The sequence below is a fragment of the Amycolatopsis pretoriensis genome, assembly GCF_900107925.1.
GTDB classification, from domain to species: Bacteria; Actinomycetota; Actinomycetes; order Mycobacteriales; family Pseudonocardiaceae; genus Amycolatopsis; species Amycolatopsis pretoriensis.
This window is the reverse complement of sequence record NZ_FNUJ01000006.1, coordinates 549,380-567,589: the sequence shown is the minus strand read 5'-3', so window position 1 is coordinate 567,589 and position 18,210 is coordinate 549,380. Positions and strand designations below refer to the sequence as shown.

General features: G+C 71.2%; 16 protein-coding genes. 10 read left to right on the top strand and 6 right to left on the bottom strand.

The window, feature by feature from the left end; all coding sequences use genetic code 11:
* Window positions 1-78 precede the first annotated feature (78 nt).
* Window positions 79-1,134, top strand: coding sequence for a helix-turn-helix domain-containing protein (locus tag BLV96_RS28825; RefSeq protein WP_086674660.1), 1,056 nt, complete (start codon window positions 79-81; stop codon window positions 1,132-1,134).
* Window positions 1,131-2,252 (top strand): hypothetical protein, encoded by a 1,122-nt coding sequence (locus BLV96_RS28820; protein ID WP_208608342.1) that lies wholly within the window; start codon window positions 1,131-1,133, stop codon window positions 2,250-2,252. Before BLV96_RS28825 ends, BLV96_RS28820 begins: the two co-directional genes overlap by 4 nt.
* On the opposite strand, the gene BLV96_RS28815 is transcribed toward BLV96_RS28820, so the two are convergent.
* The 3 genes from BLV96_RS28815 to BLV96_RS28805 form a co-directional block, all read right to left on the bottom strand.
* Entirely contained in the window at window positions 2,238-2,792 is a 555-nt protein-coding gene (locus BLV96_RS28815) for a GNAT family N-acetyltransferase (RefSeq protein WP_167379762.1), read from the bottom strand. The genes BLV96_RS28820 and BLV96_RS28815 overlap by 15 nt on opposite strands.
* Before the next feature lie 99 nt (window positions 2,793-2,891).
* A complete protein-coding gene (locus tag BLV96_RS28810; protein ID WP_086674661.1) occupies window positions 2,892-4,778 on the bottom strand; it encodes a glycosyltransferase family 39 protein in 1,887 nt (628 codons plus the stop codon).
* A 4-nt stretch (window positions 4,779-4,782) separates the two neighbouring features.
* Window positions 4,783-6,318 carry a sensor histidine kinase gene (locus BLV96_RS28805; protein WP_086674662.1) on the bottom strand — a complete coding sequence of 512 codons (1,536 nt, stop codon included), beginning with the start codon at window positions 6,316-6,318 and terminating at the stop codon, window positions 4,783-4,785.
* A gap of 181 nt (window positions 6,319-6,499) precedes the next feature.
* Here BLV96_RS28805 and BLV96_RS28800 point away from each other — a divergent pair, with 181 nt between their 5' ends.
* Window positions 6,500-7,066 (top strand): hypothetical protein, encoded by a 567-nt coding sequence (locus BLV96_RS28800; RefSeq protein ID WP_091389626.1) that lies wholly within the window; start codon window positions 6,500-6,502, stop codon window positions 7,064-7,066.
* A gap of 103 nt (window positions 7,067-7,169) precedes the next feature.
* Here BLV96_RS28800 and BLV96_RS28795 read toward each other — a convergent pair whose 3' ends face one another.
* The gene (locus tag BLV96_RS28795; protein WP_244180536.1) at window positions 7,170-8,123 is read right to left on the bottom strand and encodes a hypothetical protein; all 954 of its coding nucleotides are present in this window, start codon (window positions 8,121-8,123) and stop codon (window positions 7,170-7,172) included.
* A 235-nt stretch (window positions 8,124-8,358) separates the two neighbouring features.
* The gene (locus BLV96_RS28790) at window positions 8,359-10,461 is read right to left on the bottom strand and encodes a fatty acid desaturase (protein ID WP_086678455.1); all 2,103 of its coding nucleotides are present in this window, start codon (window positions 10,459-10,461) and stop codon (window positions 8,359-8,361) included.
* 138 nt (window positions 10,462-10,599) lie between these two features.
* Between BLV96_RS28790 and BLV96_RS28785 the strand changes: the two genes are divergently transcribed.
* The 7 genes from BLV96_RS28785 (at window position 10,600) to BLV96_RS28755 (ending at window position 17,162) form a co-directional block, all read left to right on the top strand.
* The gene (locus BLV96_RS28785; RefSeq protein WP_086678454.1) at window positions 10,600-11,190 is read left to right on the top strand and encodes a TetR/AcrR family transcriptional regulator; all 591 of its coding nucleotides are present in this window, start codon (window positions 10,600-10,602) and stop codon (window positions 11,188-11,190) included.
* Window positions 11,191-11,402: 212 nt separating this feature from the next.
* Entirely contained in the window at window positions 11,403-12,794 is a 1,392-nt protein-coding gene (gene tig, locus BLV96_RS28780; protein ID WP_086678453.1) for a trigger factor, read from the top strand.
* A 138-nt stretch (window positions 12,795-12,932) separates the two neighbouring features.
* On the top strand, window positions 12,933-13,538 hold the full coding sequence (locus BLV96_RS28775; protein WP_086678452.1) for a ClpP family protease: 606 nt from the start codon (window positions 12,933-12,935) through the stop codon (window positions 13,536-13,538).
* 26 nt (window positions 13,539-13,564) lie between these two features.
* Window positions 13,565-14,218 carry an ATP-dependent Clp protease proteolytic subunit gene (locus BLV96_RS28770; protein WP_086678451.1) on the top strand — a complete coding sequence of 218 codons (654 nt, stop codon included), beginning with the start codon at window positions 13,565-13,567 and terminating at the stop codon, window positions 14,216-14,218.
* 229 nt (window positions 14,219-14,447) lie between these two features.
* A complete protein-coding gene (gene clpX / locus BLV96_RS28765) occupies window positions 14,448-15,743 on the top strand; it encodes an ATP-dependent Clp protease ATP-binding subunit ClpX (protein ID WP_086678450.1) in 1,296 nt (431 codons plus the stop codon).
* Between the two features lie 50 nt (window positions 15,744-15,793).
* Window positions 15,794-16,201 carry a hypothetical protein gene (locus BLV96_RS28760; protein ID WP_086678449.1) on the top strand — a complete coding sequence of 136 codons (408 nt, stop codon included), beginning with the start codon at window positions 15,794-15,796 and terminating at the stop codon, window positions 16,199-16,201.
* A gap of 40 nt (window positions 16,202-16,241) precedes the next feature.
* A complete protein-coding gene (locus BLV96_RS28755; RefSeq protein WP_086678448.1) occupies window positions 16,242-17,162 on the top strand; it encodes an anti-sigma factor RsbA family regulatory protein in 921 nt (306 codons plus the stop codon).
* Window positions 17,163-17,171: 9 nt separating this feature from the next.
* On the opposite strand, the gene BLV96_RS28750 is transcribed toward BLV96_RS28755, so the two are convergent.
* Entirely contained in the window at window positions 17,172-18,143 is a 972-nt protein-coding gene (locus BLV96_RS28750; protein ID WP_167379761.1) for an alpha/beta hydrolase, read from the bottom strand.
* Between the last annotated feature and the right edge of the window lie 67 nt (window positions 18,144-18,210).

Here is an 18,210-nt window from a genome sequence, read left to right as displayed (position 1 = left end):
GACCTTGACTTTAGCTACAGGGAGTACTATCACACCACTCTCGGCACTACTGAAATTTACTGAAGGGTGGCGGAGACTGTGTCGCCAGTCGCGCCGCGGGCGCTCGCCCGCCGCCTGAAGGGGCTGCGCGAGGAGCAGTGGCCCGACGTCGGGCTCACGCAGGCCCAGCTGGCCCAGGCGCTCGGCGGGCTCAGCATCTCGCTGATCTCGTCCTGGGAGAACGCCGACAACCCGATCCGCCCCCCGATCAAGCGGCTCGAGGCCTACGCGACGCTGTTCGCGACACGACGCTCCCTGGAGGGCGGCTTCGGCCTCCTTCCCCTCGACAACCTGACGGACGAGGAACGCGACCGCCGCAAGGGACTGCTGGACGAACTGCTGTGGCTGCGCGAAGGCAACGAGCCGGCCCCGGCGAAGTCGGAGGCGGCCGACCTCTGGACCTTCGAGGACCCGGAGCAGTGGATCACGATCGTCTGCGCCCCGCTCCCGCAGGAGTACCGCCGGCACCTCAGCTACGCGGACCCCGAGAGCCCCGACTTCGTCTCGCTGTACACCTACGCCGACCCGGACGCGCTGATCGAGCTGTTCGGCCACCTCCGCGCGCGCAACCCCGAAAGCAAGGTCACCTTCCACACCAGTGAAGAGCTCACCGCGGACGACTACACGAGCCACCTGGTCCTGCTCGGCGGCGTCGACTTCAACACCGCGACGCGCGAGGTGATCGAACGGGCCAACCTCCCGGTGAAGCAGGTCGCCCGCGACGCCGTCGGCGCGCACGGCGGCTTCCGCGTCACCGAAAACGGCGAGTCGAAGCTCATCGAGCCGGAGCTCGACGAGGAGGGGCACCTGCTGGAGGACGTCGCGCACTTCTACCGGGGCGTATCTCCGTTCAACCGGAAGCGCACTGTGACCGTGTGCAATGGTATGTACAGTCGCGGAACCCTGGGCGCGGTCCGGGCGCTGACCGACGGCCGGTTCCTCGACCGGAACACCGCCTACGTCCGGGAGCGGTTCGGTTACGGGAAGCCGTTCAGCATCATCAGCCGGGTACCGGTCGTCGGGGGACAGGGACTGACCCCCGACTGGACGCTGGAAGAGAACCGGCTCCACGAGTGGCCCGAGGCGGCCGGGTGAACGCCCGCCAGCACCGGTCGCACCAGGATCTGCTGGACCACTTCGTTTCGGCCGACGCCCCGCGCGAGACCCTGGACGCGATCATCGTCCCCAACGGCCGTCCGGCGGCCTACCTCAAAGAGGCCATCGGCGCGGCCAAGCTGCTCGACGCCCACCTCGTCCTCCTGTGCAGCATGCGAGCGAACGCCGGGAGCGCGGCGCTGGCGGCCAAGCGCGCGGGTGTCCGGGTGACGGCGATCGACATCGACCTCCTGCCCGACGGCGCCGTTCCGGACTTCGCCACCGACGAGATCCTCCGGCGCAGCCGGTTCCACCGGCCCGTCGACACCAGCCTCAAGCGGAACCTCGGCTTGGTCTTGGCGAACCTCGCGGGCTGGAAACGGATCCTCTTCCTCGACGACGACATCCTGCTGCCGGATCCGTCCGACCTCGAAGCCGCGGGCGGGCTGCTCACCAAGTTTCCGGTCGTCGGGCTGGCGAACGCGGGGATGCCGGACAACTCGGTCGTCTGCCACGCGTTGCGCGAGGTCGGCGTCCCGCAGGACGTGTTCATCGGCGGGGGCGCGCTCGCCGTCGGCGAGCCGGCGTTCTCGTCGTTCTTCCCGAACATCTACAACGAGGACTGGTTCTTCCTCCTGGACGGTCTGCGGCTGCGGCCGTCGGCGGTCACCGGGACGGCGTGGCAGTACGACTACGACCCCTACAACGACCCCCGGCGGGCTCGCGGCGAAGAGCTGGGAGACACGCTGGCCGAGGGGGTGTTCGGCCTGCTGGACAACGGGTTGGGGCTGGCGCACGCCGACGAGCGTTACTGGGCGGCGTTCCTGCCCGAGCGGCGCCGGATCATCAGCACGACGATCGAGCGCGTGCTCGCGTCCGGCATCGAACCCGCGCAGCGGGCCCGGATGGTCGCCGCGCTCAAAGCCTCGATCGGGCGCAGCCACCTGATCACGCCGGAGCTGTGCGTCCGCTACCTGCGGGCGTGGCAGGACGACTGCGTCCGCTGGCGCAAGCACATCCGCGACCTCCGGCGCGACCACCGCGGCGGGCCGGGGATCGACGGCGCGCTGGCCACCCTGGAATCGATCGCCGGCTCCCGCCGGTCAGTACCTGCTTGAGGCGCCGATCCTGGGCTCCCCGCGCGGTTCCGGCGTGACCACCGCGAGGTCCTTCACCAGCACATAGCAGCGTTCCGGGACCCGGAGGACAGTGCCGTTCGGCAGGGTCGGCTGCGCGTAGCACGTGACCGTGCCGTGGCCCCAGTCCCGGTAACCGAGCCGGCTGTACAGCCGGGCCGCGGCCGGGTTGTCCGTGCGGACCGCCAGCGCGACCCGCTCCTGGCCGTGCGCGATGAGGTGTTCCTCCACCGCCCCGACCATGGCCGCGCCGACGCCCCGGTTGCGCAGCTCGGGATGGACTTGCAGGTGGGTCAGCAGCGCGACGCCCGGCAGGTGCCGGCGGATCGGCGGCTCTTCGGCCTCTTCCAGCCACAGGTACACCGCGCCGGCCGGGCGGGAGCCCAGCCACGCGAAGAACAGCACTCCCAGATCGTTCCGCTGGCGGGTCCAGCGATCGATGAGGAATTCGCCGTCGCCGAGGGCCGCGGCGAACGGAAACAGGTCTGCGGAGCGGGCCCGCCCTACGTTGGGCTCGGTCATCTGCAGAAGCCTCCGTCCTCCCGGTCCTTCCATAGTGCAGGAGGCGGCACGGAGTTGACCAGGTCACGCGGTACTGACCCTGCTTTCGTCGGTTCCCGGTCAGCCGGCGGCGGTGAGGTCGTACACCGTCACGCCGTCCACGGTGGACGACTGGTACGTCGACGCGACCCACTCGGCGATCTGCTGCGCCGCGTCCGAACCGGTGGAGCCCTGCATCGTCAGGCCGTCGCCGAGGAAGTAGTGGATCTGTCCGTTCGCGACGTACTGCCGGAACTGTTCCAGCGTCGGGTACGGGTCGGTGCCGTTGAAACCGCCGACCGCCATGACCGGGGCGCCACTGGCCAGCTGGTAGCCGGCCGCCGCGTTGGAGAGGACCGTTGCCGCCGTCCACGTGTACTTCGACGCGTCCTGCCGGAGCAACGCCGTCAGCTGAGTGCCCGGCAGCGTCGTGCTCAGCAGGGAGCCAGGGCCGCCGCCGCGACCGCCGCCGAAGCCGCCGCCCGGGCCGCCACCGGGACCACCGCGGAAGCCGCCGAAGCCGGACGAAGGGCCCGCCGACGGGATCGCCCCGTCGTGCGTCGTCGCCGCGGTCGCCAGCGTGTACGCGCCGCTGCCGGACAGCAGCACGACCAGCGCGAAACCGGCCACCAGCGTGGCCGCCCAGCGCGTCAGGTGGGCCGCGAAGAACAGCGCCACCGCCGCGAGCAGCCCGCCGACGAGGACCGCCGGGGCCAGCCACGGCTGCCACGACGACCCGGACAGCAGCAGGTACGTCGTCACCGCCGTCAGCGCCACGCCGCCGCTGAGCAGGCCGGACGCCACCGGGCGGGAGCGCAGCAGCCACAGCTGGACCGCCGCGGTGCCGACCAGCGCCGCGATCGCCGGGGCCAGCGCGACCGTGTAGTACGGGTGGATGATCCCGCCCATGTAGCTGAACACCAGCGCCGTCACCAGCAGCCAGCCGCCCCACAGCAGCAGGGCCGCCCGTGACCGGTCGGTGCGCGGGGCCCGGCGGGTGAACCACAGGCCGGCGCCCAGGGCGAGCAGGGCCGCGGGGATCAGCCACGCGATGCCGCCCGCCATCTCGCTGCCGAACAGGCGGGTCAGGCCGGTCGAGCCCCAGCCGCGGCCGCCCCCGCCGCCGACGCTGCCGACCTCGTCGCCGGTGATGCGGCCGAAGCCGTTGTAGCCGAAAACCAGTTCCCACAACGAGTTCGTCTGCGAGCCGCCGATGTACGGCCGGTCCGCGGCCGGCCACAGCGCGACGACGACGAGGTACCAGCCCGCCGCCGCCACGGTCGCCGCGAACGCGCCGAGCAGGTGCAGCAGCCGCTTGCCGAGCGACACCGGCGCCGCGACGAGGTACGCCACCGCGAACGCGGGCAGCACGAGGAACGCCTGCAGCATCTTCGCCAGGAAGCCGAACCCGACCGCGACGCCGGCCAGCGCGAGCCACTTCGGGCTCGCCTTCTCGAGCGCGCGGACCACGCAGTACGCGCCGGCGACGAGGAGCAGCACGAGCAGCGCGTCCGGGTTGTTGAACCGGAACATCAGCGCCGCCGCGGGGGTCAGCGCGAGCACCAGGCCCGCGACGAGCCCGGCGGCCGGGCCGGAGGTCCGCTTGACCGTCGCGTGCAGCAACCACACCGAGCCGACGCCCATCAGCGCCTGCGGCACCAGGATGCTCCACGCGTTGACGCCGAAGAGCCGGGCCGACAGGCCCATCACCCACAGCGCGGCCGGGGTCTTGTCCACGGTGATCGCGTTCGCGGCGTCGCTCGACCCGAAGAACAGCGCCTTCCAGCTCTGCGAACCGGCTTGCGCGGCGGCGGAGTAGAAGGCGTTGGCCCAGCCGGAGGCGCCGAGGCCCCACAGGTAGAGCACGGCGGTGCCGAGCAGCAGCGCGGCGAGCGCCGGCCGGTGCCAGTTCCGGCGCGCGGGTACTGGAGGAGTCACAACGGGTTCGCGTGACGCGAGAGCGGTCATGTGATCAGCTTCCGGTTTCCAGCTGGGGCAGCGTTGTGCCGATGCTGTGCACTCGCTGTGCGGGCACGGCCACGGGCAGGCGCACCGCGAACTCCGTCCGGCCGGGGCGGCTGTGCACCTCGATCGTGCCGTGGTGGGCGACCACGACGGCGCACGCGATCGCCAGCCCGAGTCCCGTGCTGCCCGCGTTCCGGGAGCGCGACGTGTCGCCGCGGGCGAAGCGCTCGAAGACGTCCGGCAGCAGGTCCGGCGCGATGCCGGGACCGTTGTCGGTCACGGTGATCACCGCGCTGCCGTCGGCCGAGCGGGCGAGCGACGTCGCGACCGTCGTGCCGGGCGGGGTGTGCGTGCGCGCGTTGGCCAGCAGGTTCGCCAGGACCTGGTGCAGCCGCTGGACGTCGCCGAGCGCGAGCACCGGGCCGGCGGGCAGTTCCAGCAGCCACCGGTGGTCGCGCCCGGCGACCTGGGCGTCGCCGACGGCGTCGGCGACCAGCCGGGTGAGGTCGACGTCGCGGACGTCGAGCGGGCGGCCCGCGTCGAGCCGCGCGAGCAGCAGGAGGTCTTCGACGAGCGCGCTCATCCGGACGGCCTCGGACTGGATCCGGCCCATCGAGTGCGCCACGTCGGGCGGCACCAGCGCGCTGCCGCGGGCGGCCAGCTCGGCGTACCCGCGGATCGCGGCGAGCGGCGTCCGCAGCTCGTGGCTGGCGTCCGCGACGAACTGGCGGACGCGCAGCTCGCTGTCGTGGCGGGCTTCGAGCGCCTGGGCGACGTGGCCGAGCATCAGGTTCAGCGCCGAGCCGACCTGGCCGACCTCGGTGCGCGGGTCGGTGTCGGACTCCGGCACGCGGATGGACAGCGCGACCTGGCCGCGGTCGAGCGGCAGCTCGGTGACGCGCCCGGCGGTGGCGGCGACGCGGTCGAGCGGCCGCAGCGTCCGGCGGACCGCGAACGCGCCGAGGAAGGCGGCGCCGAGCACGCCGGCCGCGGCGACGCCGAAGAGGATGAGGCCGACGGTGAGCAGCGTGTCGGTGACCGGCTTCACCGGCAGGCCGGTCACCACGACCTCGGACGTGCCGGGGACTGGCAGCGCCATCAGCCGGTACTCGCCGAGGTCGTCGAAGGACACCGTGTGCGGCTTGCCGTCGGCGGGCACCGAGAGCATGACGGCCTGCTGCGCCGGCGTGAGGCTCATGCCGGTGCCGTGCTCGGAAATGCTGTCGTCGTGGACTTTCGTGGTCCCGTCGAAGGTGGCGCTCACCGTGCCGACGTTCTGCCCGAGGGGGTGCTCGCCCCGCTGGTCGTCCGGCGGCGCGCCGTCCTGGCGGCCGGGGTTGCTGGCGAAGACCAGGGAGCGCGTCGACGCGGCGGAGAGCTGCTGGTCGATCTGGCGGGTGAGGAACACGTCGAGCGCGAACTCGCTGACCACCCCGACGATCAGGCACACCACGGTGAGCAGCACGACCATCGAGCCGGTCAGCTTCGCGCGCAGCGAAAGGCGCCCCCGGCGGGGGTGCGGTGCAACGGTTCGCGCGGCCATGGGTAAAGCGTCCGTCCGCGCCGTGTGTGCGGGTTGTGTGCTGCCTGTGAGGCGGCTGTGCGGTGACCGGCCTGTCGCGGAAGTCCGGTTCCTCCGGTCACAGGAACGGCTGACGGCAGGCACAGTCCGCACACAGCCGGCGGCCCCACCGTGGATCGCACACCTCGTTAAGGAGCAACACATGACCACACCGCAGGCACCGTCCACTCCGGACCAGACGTGGGGCGCGGCGCCGGCCCCGGGAGCCCCGCAGCGCCCGGCTTGGTCGCCGGGCAAGAAGATCGCGGCGGGCGCCGTCGCGGTGGCCATCGTGGCCGGCGGCGGAGCGGCGATCTGGGCGGCTTCGTCGTCGTCCGCGTCGACGGGGTCCGCCACCGGCCTGGGCGGGATGCAGGGCGGCCCGGGCGGCATGACGGGCGGCTTGGCATCGGCGTTGCACGGGGAATACGTGTCATCGGACGGAAACGGCGGCTACGTCACGAAGATCACCCAGACCGGCGAGGTGACGGCGCTGAGCGCGACGTCGCTGACGGCGAAGAGCGAGGACGGGTTCTCGAAGACGTACACGATCACGTCGGACCAGGCGACGGGCTTGGCAACGGGCGACACGGTGACGGTGGTGGCCACGGAGTCGGGAACCTCGGCGACCGCGACATCGGTGAGCGACGGCGCCACCGGAGGCCAGGGCCAGCCCCCGGGCGGCGGCCAGGGAACCCCACCCTCGGGCGCCCCCACCCAGACCGGCTGACCCGCGGGCAAGCGCCCCAATGTGGCCTTGGTTGCGTCTGACGCACCCAATGTGGCCTTCGGTGCGTCAGACGCACCGAAGGCCACATTGGGGCGCTCGGGTTTCAGTGACGGCTTGTGACGGGTGGCCTCGGGCGGGCACAGGCCGCGGCGTAGGTGTCGCGTAGCTCGTTGATCACCGCCCCTGGCTCGGTCCGGAGACGGCTCGGGAGCGTTTGCAGGTAGACGATCCCGGCCGCCGAGTATCGCGCATTGCGGGCCAGCGTCGCCGCGTAGTGATCGCCGCCCTCGTGATACTTGCGTGAGTCGATCTCCCAGGCGAACGCCACGTCCTCACACCACGCGTCAGGCTTCGAGATGAAGCCGCCATCGCGATCGAAAACACCGACGTTCCACTCGGCCGCGGGCAGGCCCGCGTGCTTCCAGACCTCCCAGGCGTCAGCCTCGGCCACGGACTCGGCGCCGTTCAAGATCGCCTGGAGGGCTCGCCGCGGGATGGCGGAGCCACGTTGACTGCCGAGGCTCAGCTCGCGATCGAGCCGGTCGGCAGTGGACCTCCTTCGCTGCACTGCTTCGGCGAGCATCGCTTGGACAGCGTCAAAATCTCGGAGCCGCCGCGCCGCATCGAGCACGGCGCGGTGGACGGGTGCGATCGGCACGCCATCCTTCACCACGGCCGTCGGCAGCCGCGTGGTGCGCTCGACCAGTGTGAAGCCCGCGCTGGTGACCTCGCGGTCGTGAGGCACCAGCAGGTGGACGTCGTCCGGCTCCGGAATCCGCTGCAAACCGTGGGATCGCAACGCCCAGAGACCCGTGATCATGGACCGTGGGCCGCCGCGTAGAAGCGCGGCTCTCAGCCGTTGTTCATCATTCGGGTTCGACGGGTGCAGCAGGATCACGCCGGGCAGCAGCCGGCGCCATGGGCCGCCCGGCAGACATCGGCGGTAGACGCTGCTGCGCGGCATGCCGATCTCTTCGAGCTCGGAAACGCGTACGACGTCCGGGTTGCCCGGGTGGCCGGTGACAAGCGGGTGTTTGGTCCAGGTTGCTCGGTACATGCCCCGAGGATGACCACCACGTCCGACAAAACTTCACGTCGAGACGCCGCGAACGGTGAAATCGGTGCGTTTTCGACCGAGATCCGCCGTTCGCAAGCCCACCCGAGCGCCCCAATGTGGCCTTGGTTGCGTCTGACGCACCCAATGTGGCCTTCGGTGCGTCAGACGCACCGAAGGCCACATTGGGGCGCTTGGGGTGGGGCGGAGTGAGCGGAGCGAAACGCAGCGGGGCGGGTCAGCGGCGGTCGTAGTCGACCGCTACCTCCGGGGTCGTCGCCCGGGCTCGGCACGTCAAAATCCGGTTCGCCGCCACGTCGTCCTCCGTCAGCGCGTAGCGGACGTCCATGTCCACCTGGCCGTGCCGCAGCGTTGCGCGGCACGTTCCGCACGCGCCTCCCGTGCACGAGTACGGCACCTCGAACCCCGCCCGCATGGCCGCGTCCAGCACCGTTTCGCCGGCCTCCGCGCGCACGCACGTCGTCGTTCCGCCCAGCGTCACCGCCACCTGGGCCGGCGTGCCCGCCGGGTCGCGCAACGGGGCCGCGCCGCGGAACAGTTCGAAGTGGACGTTCTCCTCCGGGACGTCCGCGTCGGCCAGCGTGCGGCGGACCAGGTCCGTCAAACCCCTTGGCCCGCACAGGAACCACTCGTCGACCTTCGCCGGGTGCAGGCGGTTCTGCAGCAGCGCCCGCAGCCGCGTCCCGTCGAGGCGGCCGCGCTGGTAGCGCTCGTGGGAAATCGCCAGCGCCTCGCCGAGCGTGTCGAACTGCCGGGGCCGGTGCGCGTGCAGGTCCGGGTCGCGCTCGTCGGTCCGGTAGTGGACGACGTGCAGCCGCCCGCCGAACCCCTCCGCGAGCGCGCTCAGCTCCTTCGCGAACAGCGTCGTCGCGCCCGAAGTGTTGACGTACAACAGCGTCGCGCGGCTGTGCGGCTCCGCGGACAACGCGCTGACCACGATGGACAGCACCGGCGTGATGCCGCTGCCCGCGGCCATGGCGACGTAGTGGGCCGTCCGCGACGGGTCCGGTGTGAGCGTGAACCCCCCGGACGGCGCTAGGACGTCCAGGAAGTCGCCCACGGCCAGCGTCGTGGTCGCGAACCCGGAGAACGCGCCGCCGGGACGCCGTTTGACCGCGATCCGCAGCTCGCCCGCGTCCGCCGGCGCGCAGATCGAGTACGTCCGGCGCACCGGCTGCCCGTCGAGCACCGCGCGGACCGCGACGTGCTGGCCCGGCGCGAACCGGAACTCCTCCGTCAGCTGCGGCGGGACGTAGAAGGTGATCGCGACGGCGTCCGCGGTCAGCTGCCGGATCTCGCGCACCCGCAGCCGGTGGAACCGGCTCGGCCCGAGCGGCGGCGCGGCCGGTGCGGGCACGGACACCTCCGTCGGGCAGTCGAGGCCGGCCGCCACCCGGTACTCCTCCGCCGTCAGGTCCCGGCCCCCGGCGGTGCGGATCGGGACGTCGCGGTTCAGGTAGACCTCGCGGTTCTCCAGCCAGACCCGGCGGTACCGGTGGAACGGGACGGCGGGGTGCAGGTGGTGCACCAGGTGCAGGTTCTGGGCCAGCAGCACCGGCGTGAGCAGCCAGTCGAGGCCGACGCGCACGCGGGTGGTGCCGAACCGGCCGGCCGGGCCCGCGGCGGGCAGGCCGTGGTGCGGCAGCCACCCGAACGACCACGCGAGCAGGGCCAGCCCGAGCCGCTGCGGCAGCAGGTAGACCAGCAGCAGCTCGACGCCGTGGCCGGCCGCGACCAGCGCCACCGCCGCCGACAGGGCCGCGGTGAGCACCACCAGCGTCTCGGTCAGCTCGTGCGTGGGCCGGGACCGCAGCCGGGAGAAGTAGCAGCGCGCGTACGCGAAGTCGAGGGTCAGCCAGCGCAGCGGCAGCTGCCAGCGCGGGCCGCGCGAGGTCCACGCGTCCGGGTCGGCGGGCACCGACGCGTTCGTGTGCCGGTGGTGCTCGCCGTGGGCGAACCGCAGGGAGGGGAACGACGCGTACGCGGCGACGAACGGGACGGCCAGCCGCCCGAGTACCTCGTTGACCCACGTCAGCTTCCCCGCCGAGTGGTGGGCCGACTCGTGCACGACCGTGTACATCGCGAAGGTGACGAGGGTGTTCAGCACCACGGTGACCACCGGCGGCACGAGTCCCGCCAGCAGCAGCCAGGTGGAGGTGACGCCCAGGGCCAGGCCGCCGGTGAAGAGCAGGAGCGCGGGCAGCGACACGGCGGGCAGGCTGATCCGCGGCGCGGGCACGCCCCGGGCGGTCTTCCCACCGGTCGCACCGGTCGCCGCCACGACGGCAGGGCCGTGCTGCTGGGTGAGGGCGACGGGCATCGAGCGGTCTCCTCGGTCGAGAAGCTCCTGGCCAGGCGGGAGTCACCGTAGACAACTCATCGGGGTTTGTAAACGTTACAGCAGGCCCCGAAAAAAGGTGTCGGCCAGCGGGAGGCAACCGGCGGGTAAGCTCGCCGTGTGAAGGCGGTCACCCACCCGGCGCCGGCGCGGACCCGGGAGAAGCTGCTGGCCGCGGCGGCCGACGTCATCGAGGCCGACGGCTGGGCCGCCGTCACCATGGGCAAGCTGGCCGCGCGGGTCGGCGTGAGCAGGCAGACCGTCTACAACGAACTGGGCTCGAAGGCGGAGCTGGCGAAGGCGCTGCTGCTGCGCGAGACCGACCGCTTCGCCGCGCGCGTGACCGACGACGTCGCCGCGCACCCGGACGACCCGGTCGCCGGCGTCACGGCCGCGTTCCGCCACACGCTCGAAGCCGCGCACACCAACCCGCTGGTCGAGGTCGCGCTCGGCGGTTCACAGGGTGGCCGGGACGACTTCCTCCCGCTGCTGACGTCGCAGCCCGAGGCGGTGCTGGGCCGGGCCGTCGAAGCGGTCGCGGCGGTGTTCGCGCGCAGCTACCCGGAGGTGCCGCTGACCACGTCGGAGTGGGCGGTGGCGGTCGAGGCGTGGATGCGGCTGCTGCTCTCGCACCTGGTGCAGCCGAGCGGGTCGACCGAGTACGCGGCGGGCCAGATGCGCTGGGTGATCGGCCGGATGCTCGGCCGCTGACGCCGGCGATCGCGGCGGCCCCGGTCCGCGGGGGAGCACGGCCCCGCGACGCCCGGTGACGCCGGTCCGTGCATCGGCCGTGACGCCGCAGGTGGCCCCCGCCCCGGCGGCGCGGGCCACTGGCCTAGACTCGGACGTCCCGGTCTGCAGGTGACCAGGGGCCATTTCCGCAGGATTGTCCTACACAATCGTTACCGCTCGAGGAGAAGACCTTGAAGAGCACCGTCGAGCAGCTGAGCCCGACGCGAGTCAAGATCAATGTCGAGGTGCCGTTCGACGAGTTGAAGCCGAACTTCGACCGCGCCTACCGCAAGATCGCCCAGCAGGTGCGCATCCCGGGCTTCCGGCCCGGCAAGGCGCCCGCTCGCGTCCTGGAAAGCCGGATCGGGCGCGGCCCGGTGCTCGACGAGGTCGTCAACGAGGCCATCCCGGCCAAGTACATCGAGGCCGTTCGCGAGAACGAGGTCCGCACGCTCGGCAACCCCGAGTTCGACGTGACCAAGCTCGAAGACCGCGACGTCCTCGAGTTCACCGCCGAGGTCGACGTGCGCCCGGAGATCGAGCTGCCCGACCTGGACGGCTTCGCGGTCACCGTCGACGACGTCGAGCTGACCGACGCCGAGGTCGACGAGCAGCTCGACGAGCTGCGCGCCCGCTTCGGCACGCTGACCGGCGTCGAGCGCCCGGCCGAGACCGGCGACTTCGTCTCGATCGACCTGGCCGCGACCGTCGACGGCGAGGCCGTCGAGGAGGCGAGCACCACCGGGCTGTCCTACGAGATCGGCTCCGGCCAGCTCGTCGACGGCATCGACGAGGCCATCGTCGGCGCGAACGCCGGCGAGACCAAGACGTTCACCACCCAGCTCGTCGCTGGGGACCACGCCGGCAAGGACGCCGAGGTGACCGTGACCGTCCAGTCGGTCAAGCAGCGCGAGCTGCCCGAGGCCGACGACGAGTTCGCCCAGATGGCCAGCGAGTTCGACACGATCGACGAGCTCAAGGGTGACCTGCGCGAGCGCCTCGGCCGCGTCAAGAAGATGCAGCAGGGCGTCCAGGCCCGCGACAAGGTGCTCGACGAGCTCCTGGAGCGCACCGAGGTGCCGATCCCGGAGAAGGTCCTCGACGCCGAGATCGAGAACCGCAAGCACGACGCGATCCACCCGTTCGACCACGACGAGGCCCAGTTCGCGCAGGCCCTCGAGGCCGAAGGCCGCACGCTCGAGGAGTTCGACGCGGAGACCCGCACCGAATCGGAGAAGGCCGTCCGCACGCAGCTGCTGCTGGACACCATCGCCGACAAGGAAGAGGTCTCGGTCAACGACGGCGAGCTCACCGAGCGGATCATCTACCAGGCCCAGCGCTTCGGGATCAGCCCGGACGAGTACGTCCAGCGCGCCCAGCAGTCCGGCCAGCTGACCGCGATCTACGCCGACGTCCGGCGCGGCAAGGCCCTCGCTTCGGTGGTCCGCAAGGCCACCGTGACCGACGGCTCCGGCGCCGAGGTCGACCTCTCCGAGCTGTTCGGCTCCGACGAGCCGGCCGCGGACGAGGCAACCCAGGAGACGCAGGTCACCGACGAGGCGGCGAAGACTCCGGCGGAGTGAAGCTGTGAGCGAACTTGGGCGGTGTCAGGCATTCTGCACCGCCCGAGTTCGTTAGGGTCGGATACAAGATCTCAAGCATCTGAAACGACAGCGGCGGCCGTCAGCACCGAGCCGCCGCCGGCGAAAAGGCAGGCAGACGTGACGCAGCACACGCCCGAGGCGCGGACCGGCAGCGCAGGGCTCACCCTCACCGACTCGGTGTTCGAGCGGTTGCTCCAGGAGCGCATCGTCGTCCTCGGTTCCGAGGTCAACGACGAGGTCGCCAACCGGATCACCGCGCAGCTGTTGCTGCTCGACGCCGACGACGCCGAATCGGACATCCGCTTCTACATCAACTCGCCGGGCGGTTCGGTCACCGCCGGGTTCGCGATCTACGACACCATGCAGCTCATCCGCCCGGACGTCGCGACCTACGCGATGGGCATGGCGGCCTCGATGGGGCAGTTCCTGCTCTCCTCGGGCAAGCCGGGCAAGCGCTACGCGCTGCCGCACGCGCGCATCCTGATGCACCAGCCCTCGGCCGGTGTGGGCGGCACGGCGTCGGACATCGCGATCCAGGCCGACCTGTTCAACAAGTGGAAGCAGGAGCTGGCCAAGATCACGGCCGACCAGACCGGCCAGACGGTCGAGCAGATCATCAAGGACGGCGACCGCGACCGCTGGTTCACGGCGCAGGAGGCGAAGGACTACGGGTTCGTCGACCACGTCCTCACCGCCGACATCGCCCGTCCGGGCTCGAACTGAGCGCGAAGCACACAGGAGACTCGATCATGAGCAACTTCAGGCTCCCGGGTGACTTCCAGGCCCCGAGCACGCCCCAGTCGCGGTACATCCTGCCGTCGTACGTGGAGCGCACCAGCTACGGCGTCAAGGAGTCGAACCCGTACAACAAGCTGTACGAAGAGCGGATCATCTTCCTCGGCGTGCAGGTGGACGACGCGTCGGCCAACGACGTGATGGCCCAGCTGATCCACCTCGAGCACGAGGACCCGGACCGCGACATCCTGATCTACATCAACTCGCCGGGTGGCTCGTTCACCTCGCTGATGGCGATCTACGACACCATGCAGTTCGTCCGCCCGGACATCCAGACGTACTGCCTCGGCCAGGCCGCCTCGGCCGCCGCGGTGCTGCTCGCGGCCGGCACGCCCGGCAAGCGGTTCGCCCTGCCCAACGCGCGCGTGCTGATCCACCAGCCCGCCACCGAGGGCTCGTACGGCCAGGTTTCCGACCTGGAGATCCAGGCGAACGAGATCCAGCGCGTGCGGCGTCAGATGGAGGTCATCCTGGCGCACCACACGAACAAGGACCCGGACCAGATCCGGGCCGACATCGAGCGCGACAAGATCCTCACCGCCGAGGACGCCAAGGCGTACGGGATCATCGACGAGGTGCTCCCGTACCGCAAGGCGTCGGCTCTGTAGATCCGCCAGGCCGGTGTGTGTCGAGAAGACGACATACACCGGCACTCTGGTTTAGGGTCGTCCTCTGACGTGCTCCCGGCGCTTGTGGGTGTTCCCGCCCACGGCATCGGACGGGTACCGTCAGTGGCAATGCGTGAGGCTCCGCGCGGTCGTCCGCGACCGGGAGCCGCACCGTCGCAACACACGTCAGGCGCGGAAACCCGCGCCGGAGGGGACGAGGTCAACGGCCATGGCACGGATCGGTGACGGCGGAGACCTGCTGAAGTGTTCTTTCTGCGGGAAGAGCCAGAAGCAGGTGAAGAAGCTCATTGCCGGCCCCGGGGTCTACATCTGCGATGAGTGCATCGACCTCTGCAACGAGATCATCGAGGAGGAGCTGGCCGAGGCCGGCGACGTCAAGCTCGACGAGCTGCCCAAGCCCGCCGACATCCACGAGTTCCTCGAGCAGTACATCATCGGTCAGAATGACGCCAAGCGGACCCTCGCGGTAGCGGTCTACAACCACTACAAGCGGATCCAGGCGGACGACAAGGCCGGGCCGAAGGACTCGAAGGAAGAGTCGGTCGAGCTCGCCAAGTCGAACATCCTGATGCTCGGCCCCACCGGGTGCGGCAAGACCTACCTCGCGCAGACGCTGGCGAAGCTGCTGAACGTGCCGTTCGCCATCGCGGACGCCACGGCGCTGACCGAGGCCGGGTACGTCGGCGAGGACGTCGAGAACATCCTGCTCAAGCTCATCCAGGCGGCGGACTACGACGTCAAGCGGGCCGAGACCGGGATCATCTACATCGACGAGGTCGACAAGATCGCCCGCAAGAGCGAGAACCCCTCGATCACCCGGGACGTCTCCGGTGAGGGTGTCCAGCAGGCGCTGCTGAAGATCCTCGAGGGCACCACCGCCTCGGTCCCGCCGCAGGGCGGCCGCAAGCACCCGCACCAGGAGTTCATCCAGATCGACACGACGAACGTGCTGTTCATCGTGGCCGGCGCGTTCGCCGGGCTGGAGAAGATCATCAACGAGCGGGTTGGCAAGCGCGGCCTCGGTTTCGGCGCGGAGATCCGCACCAAGACCGAGATCGAGGAGAGCGACGTCTTCTCCGACACCATGCCCGAGGACCTGATCAAGTTCGGGCTGATCCCGGAGTTCATCGGCCGCCTCCCGGTCGTGGCGACGGTGAACCACCTGGACAAGGACTCGCTGGTCAACATCCTGACCCAGCCGCGCAACGCCCTGGTGAAGCAGTACAAGAAGCTCTTCGAGATGGACAACGTCGAGCTCGAGTTCACCAAGACCGCGCTCGAGGCCATCGCCGACCAGGCGGTCCTGCGGGGCACCGGCGCGCGCGGCCTGCGTGCGATCATGGAAGAAGTGCTCCAGCCGGTGATGTACGACATCCCGAGCCGCGACGACGTGGCGAAGGTCGTGATCACCGAGCAGACCGTCCGGGAGAACGTGAACCCGACGATCGTCGCCCGGCAGCCGACGCGGCGCGCGCGCAGCGAGCGCGGCGAGAAGTCGGCCTGAGGCCGGGCGTCTCCGGGCCACCCGGCCCGGAGACCCGACAGGAAAGCTGAATGACTGCAGACTCTGTGCCGGTCACCGGTGGGGGCGCCGCCCCCGCCGGTGGCGTGCAGGCACCGCCGCCCCCGGAACCGGCGCCGGTGGCCGCTGGGCCGGCTCTCGGGTTCCGAGAGCTGAGCGAACGCGTCATCGCGTCCGCGGTCGAGCGGTACCCGTGGCTGAACCGGGTGCTGATGGGCGTGCTGGCCGTGTGCACGGGCTCGTGCGTCGTGGCCGTGGTGTCCCGGCTGTCGCCGTTGCCGCTGATCCCGGTGCCGCTGTTCCTCGTCGCGGGTTACGGCCTCTGGCGAGCCCGCGGGGTGACCGATCGGCGTGCGCTGGGCAACTGGGTGCTGCTGTTCGCGCTCGCGGCGATGGTCGGCTTCTGGCTGATCTCGGTCGTCGGCCGCTGGGTCGAGTGACCACCGTTTGAACGCTCGGGGCGCTGGGTAAGAAAGCTCCGTGGTAGATGCCTTCGGACCGTCCCGGCATCCCGCACTCTTCTACCGCGGTGACACCGAGTACCTGGACGTTGTCGTTGCGTACCTCCTCGAAGGCCTCGACCGGGGCGAACCCGTGGCCGTCGCCGTGCCCGGGCGCAATCTGCTGCTGGTCGAAAAAGCCCTGGGAGACCGCGTCCACGAAGTCCGGCTGACCGACATGTGCCGGGTGGGCCGCAACCCCGGGGCGATCCTGCCGTCGGTGCTGCTCGCCTTCGCCGGCGGCCACGCGGGTCCGGTGCGGATCGTGGCGGAGCCGGTGTGGGGCGACCGGACGGGCGCCGAGTACCCGGCGTGCGTGCTGCACGAGGCGCTCCTCAACCACGCCCTGGCGGGCCGCGACCTGGCGGTGCTGTGCCCGTACGACACCGCGGCGCTGCCGCTGGAGGTCCTGGCCGACGCCGAGCGCACCCACCCTGAGGTGTGGGGGCCGGCGGGGCCGTGCACGAGCCCCCGCTTCGACCCCGACGGCGTGCGCGCGGACTTCACGCGGCCGCTGATCCCGCCGCCGGCCGCGGTCGAGCGGAAGTTCGACCTCGGGCAGCTCGCCTCGCTGCGCGGGGACGCCGAGATCTGGGCCGCCCGCCACGGCTTGCGCCGCCCCCGCCGCGACGACTTCGCGCTGGCGATCGCGGAGCTGACGACGAACAGCGTCCTCTACGGCGGCGGCACGGGCGTGTTGCGCCTGTGGGCGGAGGAGTGCCAGGTGGTCGGCGAGGTGACGGACGCGGGCACGATCACCGAGCCCCTGGCCGGTCGCATCCCCCCACCGGCGACGACGCTGGGCGGCCGCGGGCTGCTGCTGGTGAACCGGCTGGCGGACCTGGTCCGCACGTACTGGGTCCCGGGCCGCACGACGACCCGGATCCACTTCAGCCGCTGAGGTTCCCGGTCAGTCCTTGCGGGGCACGTGCTTGCCCAGGAAGCTGATCAGACTCGGCACCACCGTCCGGTTGAACGGGTCGCCGTGCTTGCCGTGGGCCGTGTGGGCCACCGCCGGTTTGGCCGCGTCGATGTAGCGGCGGACGCCCGTGATGAACGGGTCCTCCGTGCCGCACCAGATGCCGTTGGCCACGCTCTTCGTCTCGTCGATGTGGCGCAGCGGGTCCAGGGCCGTCCAGTCGTTGAGCCCGGTGAAGATGTGCCGCTTGGCCATCTCCTGCCAGGACAGGATCAGCGCCGGGGCCAGCGTCGCGACCGCGGCCGGCGGCTGGCGCCGCTCCACCCGGCGGCGCGTGTACACCAGCGCGCCGAACCCGCCCATCGACACGCCTGTGCAGGCGAACGGCTGGCCCGTGTCGCCGCCGAAGCCGCGGGCCCGCAGCCACTGCGGGACCTCTTCCAGCAGCATCGCCATCGGGTCGTCGCCCGGGTGGACCTCGTGCCAGTAGTTGTCACCGCCGTCGACGGCCACGAAGCCGTACGCCGGGACCGCCTTGCGGGCGACGTCGCTGGCCAGCTGCTTGAGTGTGCCGGTCGGGGCCGCGCTGCGGGCGTTGCCGTGCAGGCCGTGCAGCATCAGCGACATCGGCAGCCCCTTCGGCGGGGTTTTCGACGGCAGGATGAACACCAGGTCGACCATCCGGCCGCGGGCCTGGGAGTAGACGCGCTCGACGCGGGTGCTGCCCAGCTGGGTCGTCGGGTTCGACGACGTCACGCCCAGCGTGCGCTGCAGCGCCTGGCTGAACGGCAGCTTGCCGGTGGCCGTCCCGACGGCCAGGCCGGTCACAGCCAGCCCGGACGCGCCCGCGATCAGCACGGACCGGCGCGACAGCCACCGCCGTGCGTCCCGGACCGCGGCCGCCCCGACCGTCTCCGGGATCAAGGGCTCGCCCGCAGGTCGCTCCCCGTTTTCCTCGTTCACCTGTCTCCGTCCCCCGCCTGCTGTACCTAGGACGCCGCGCACCCGCTCCGCGTTCCCCTCGCGTCCC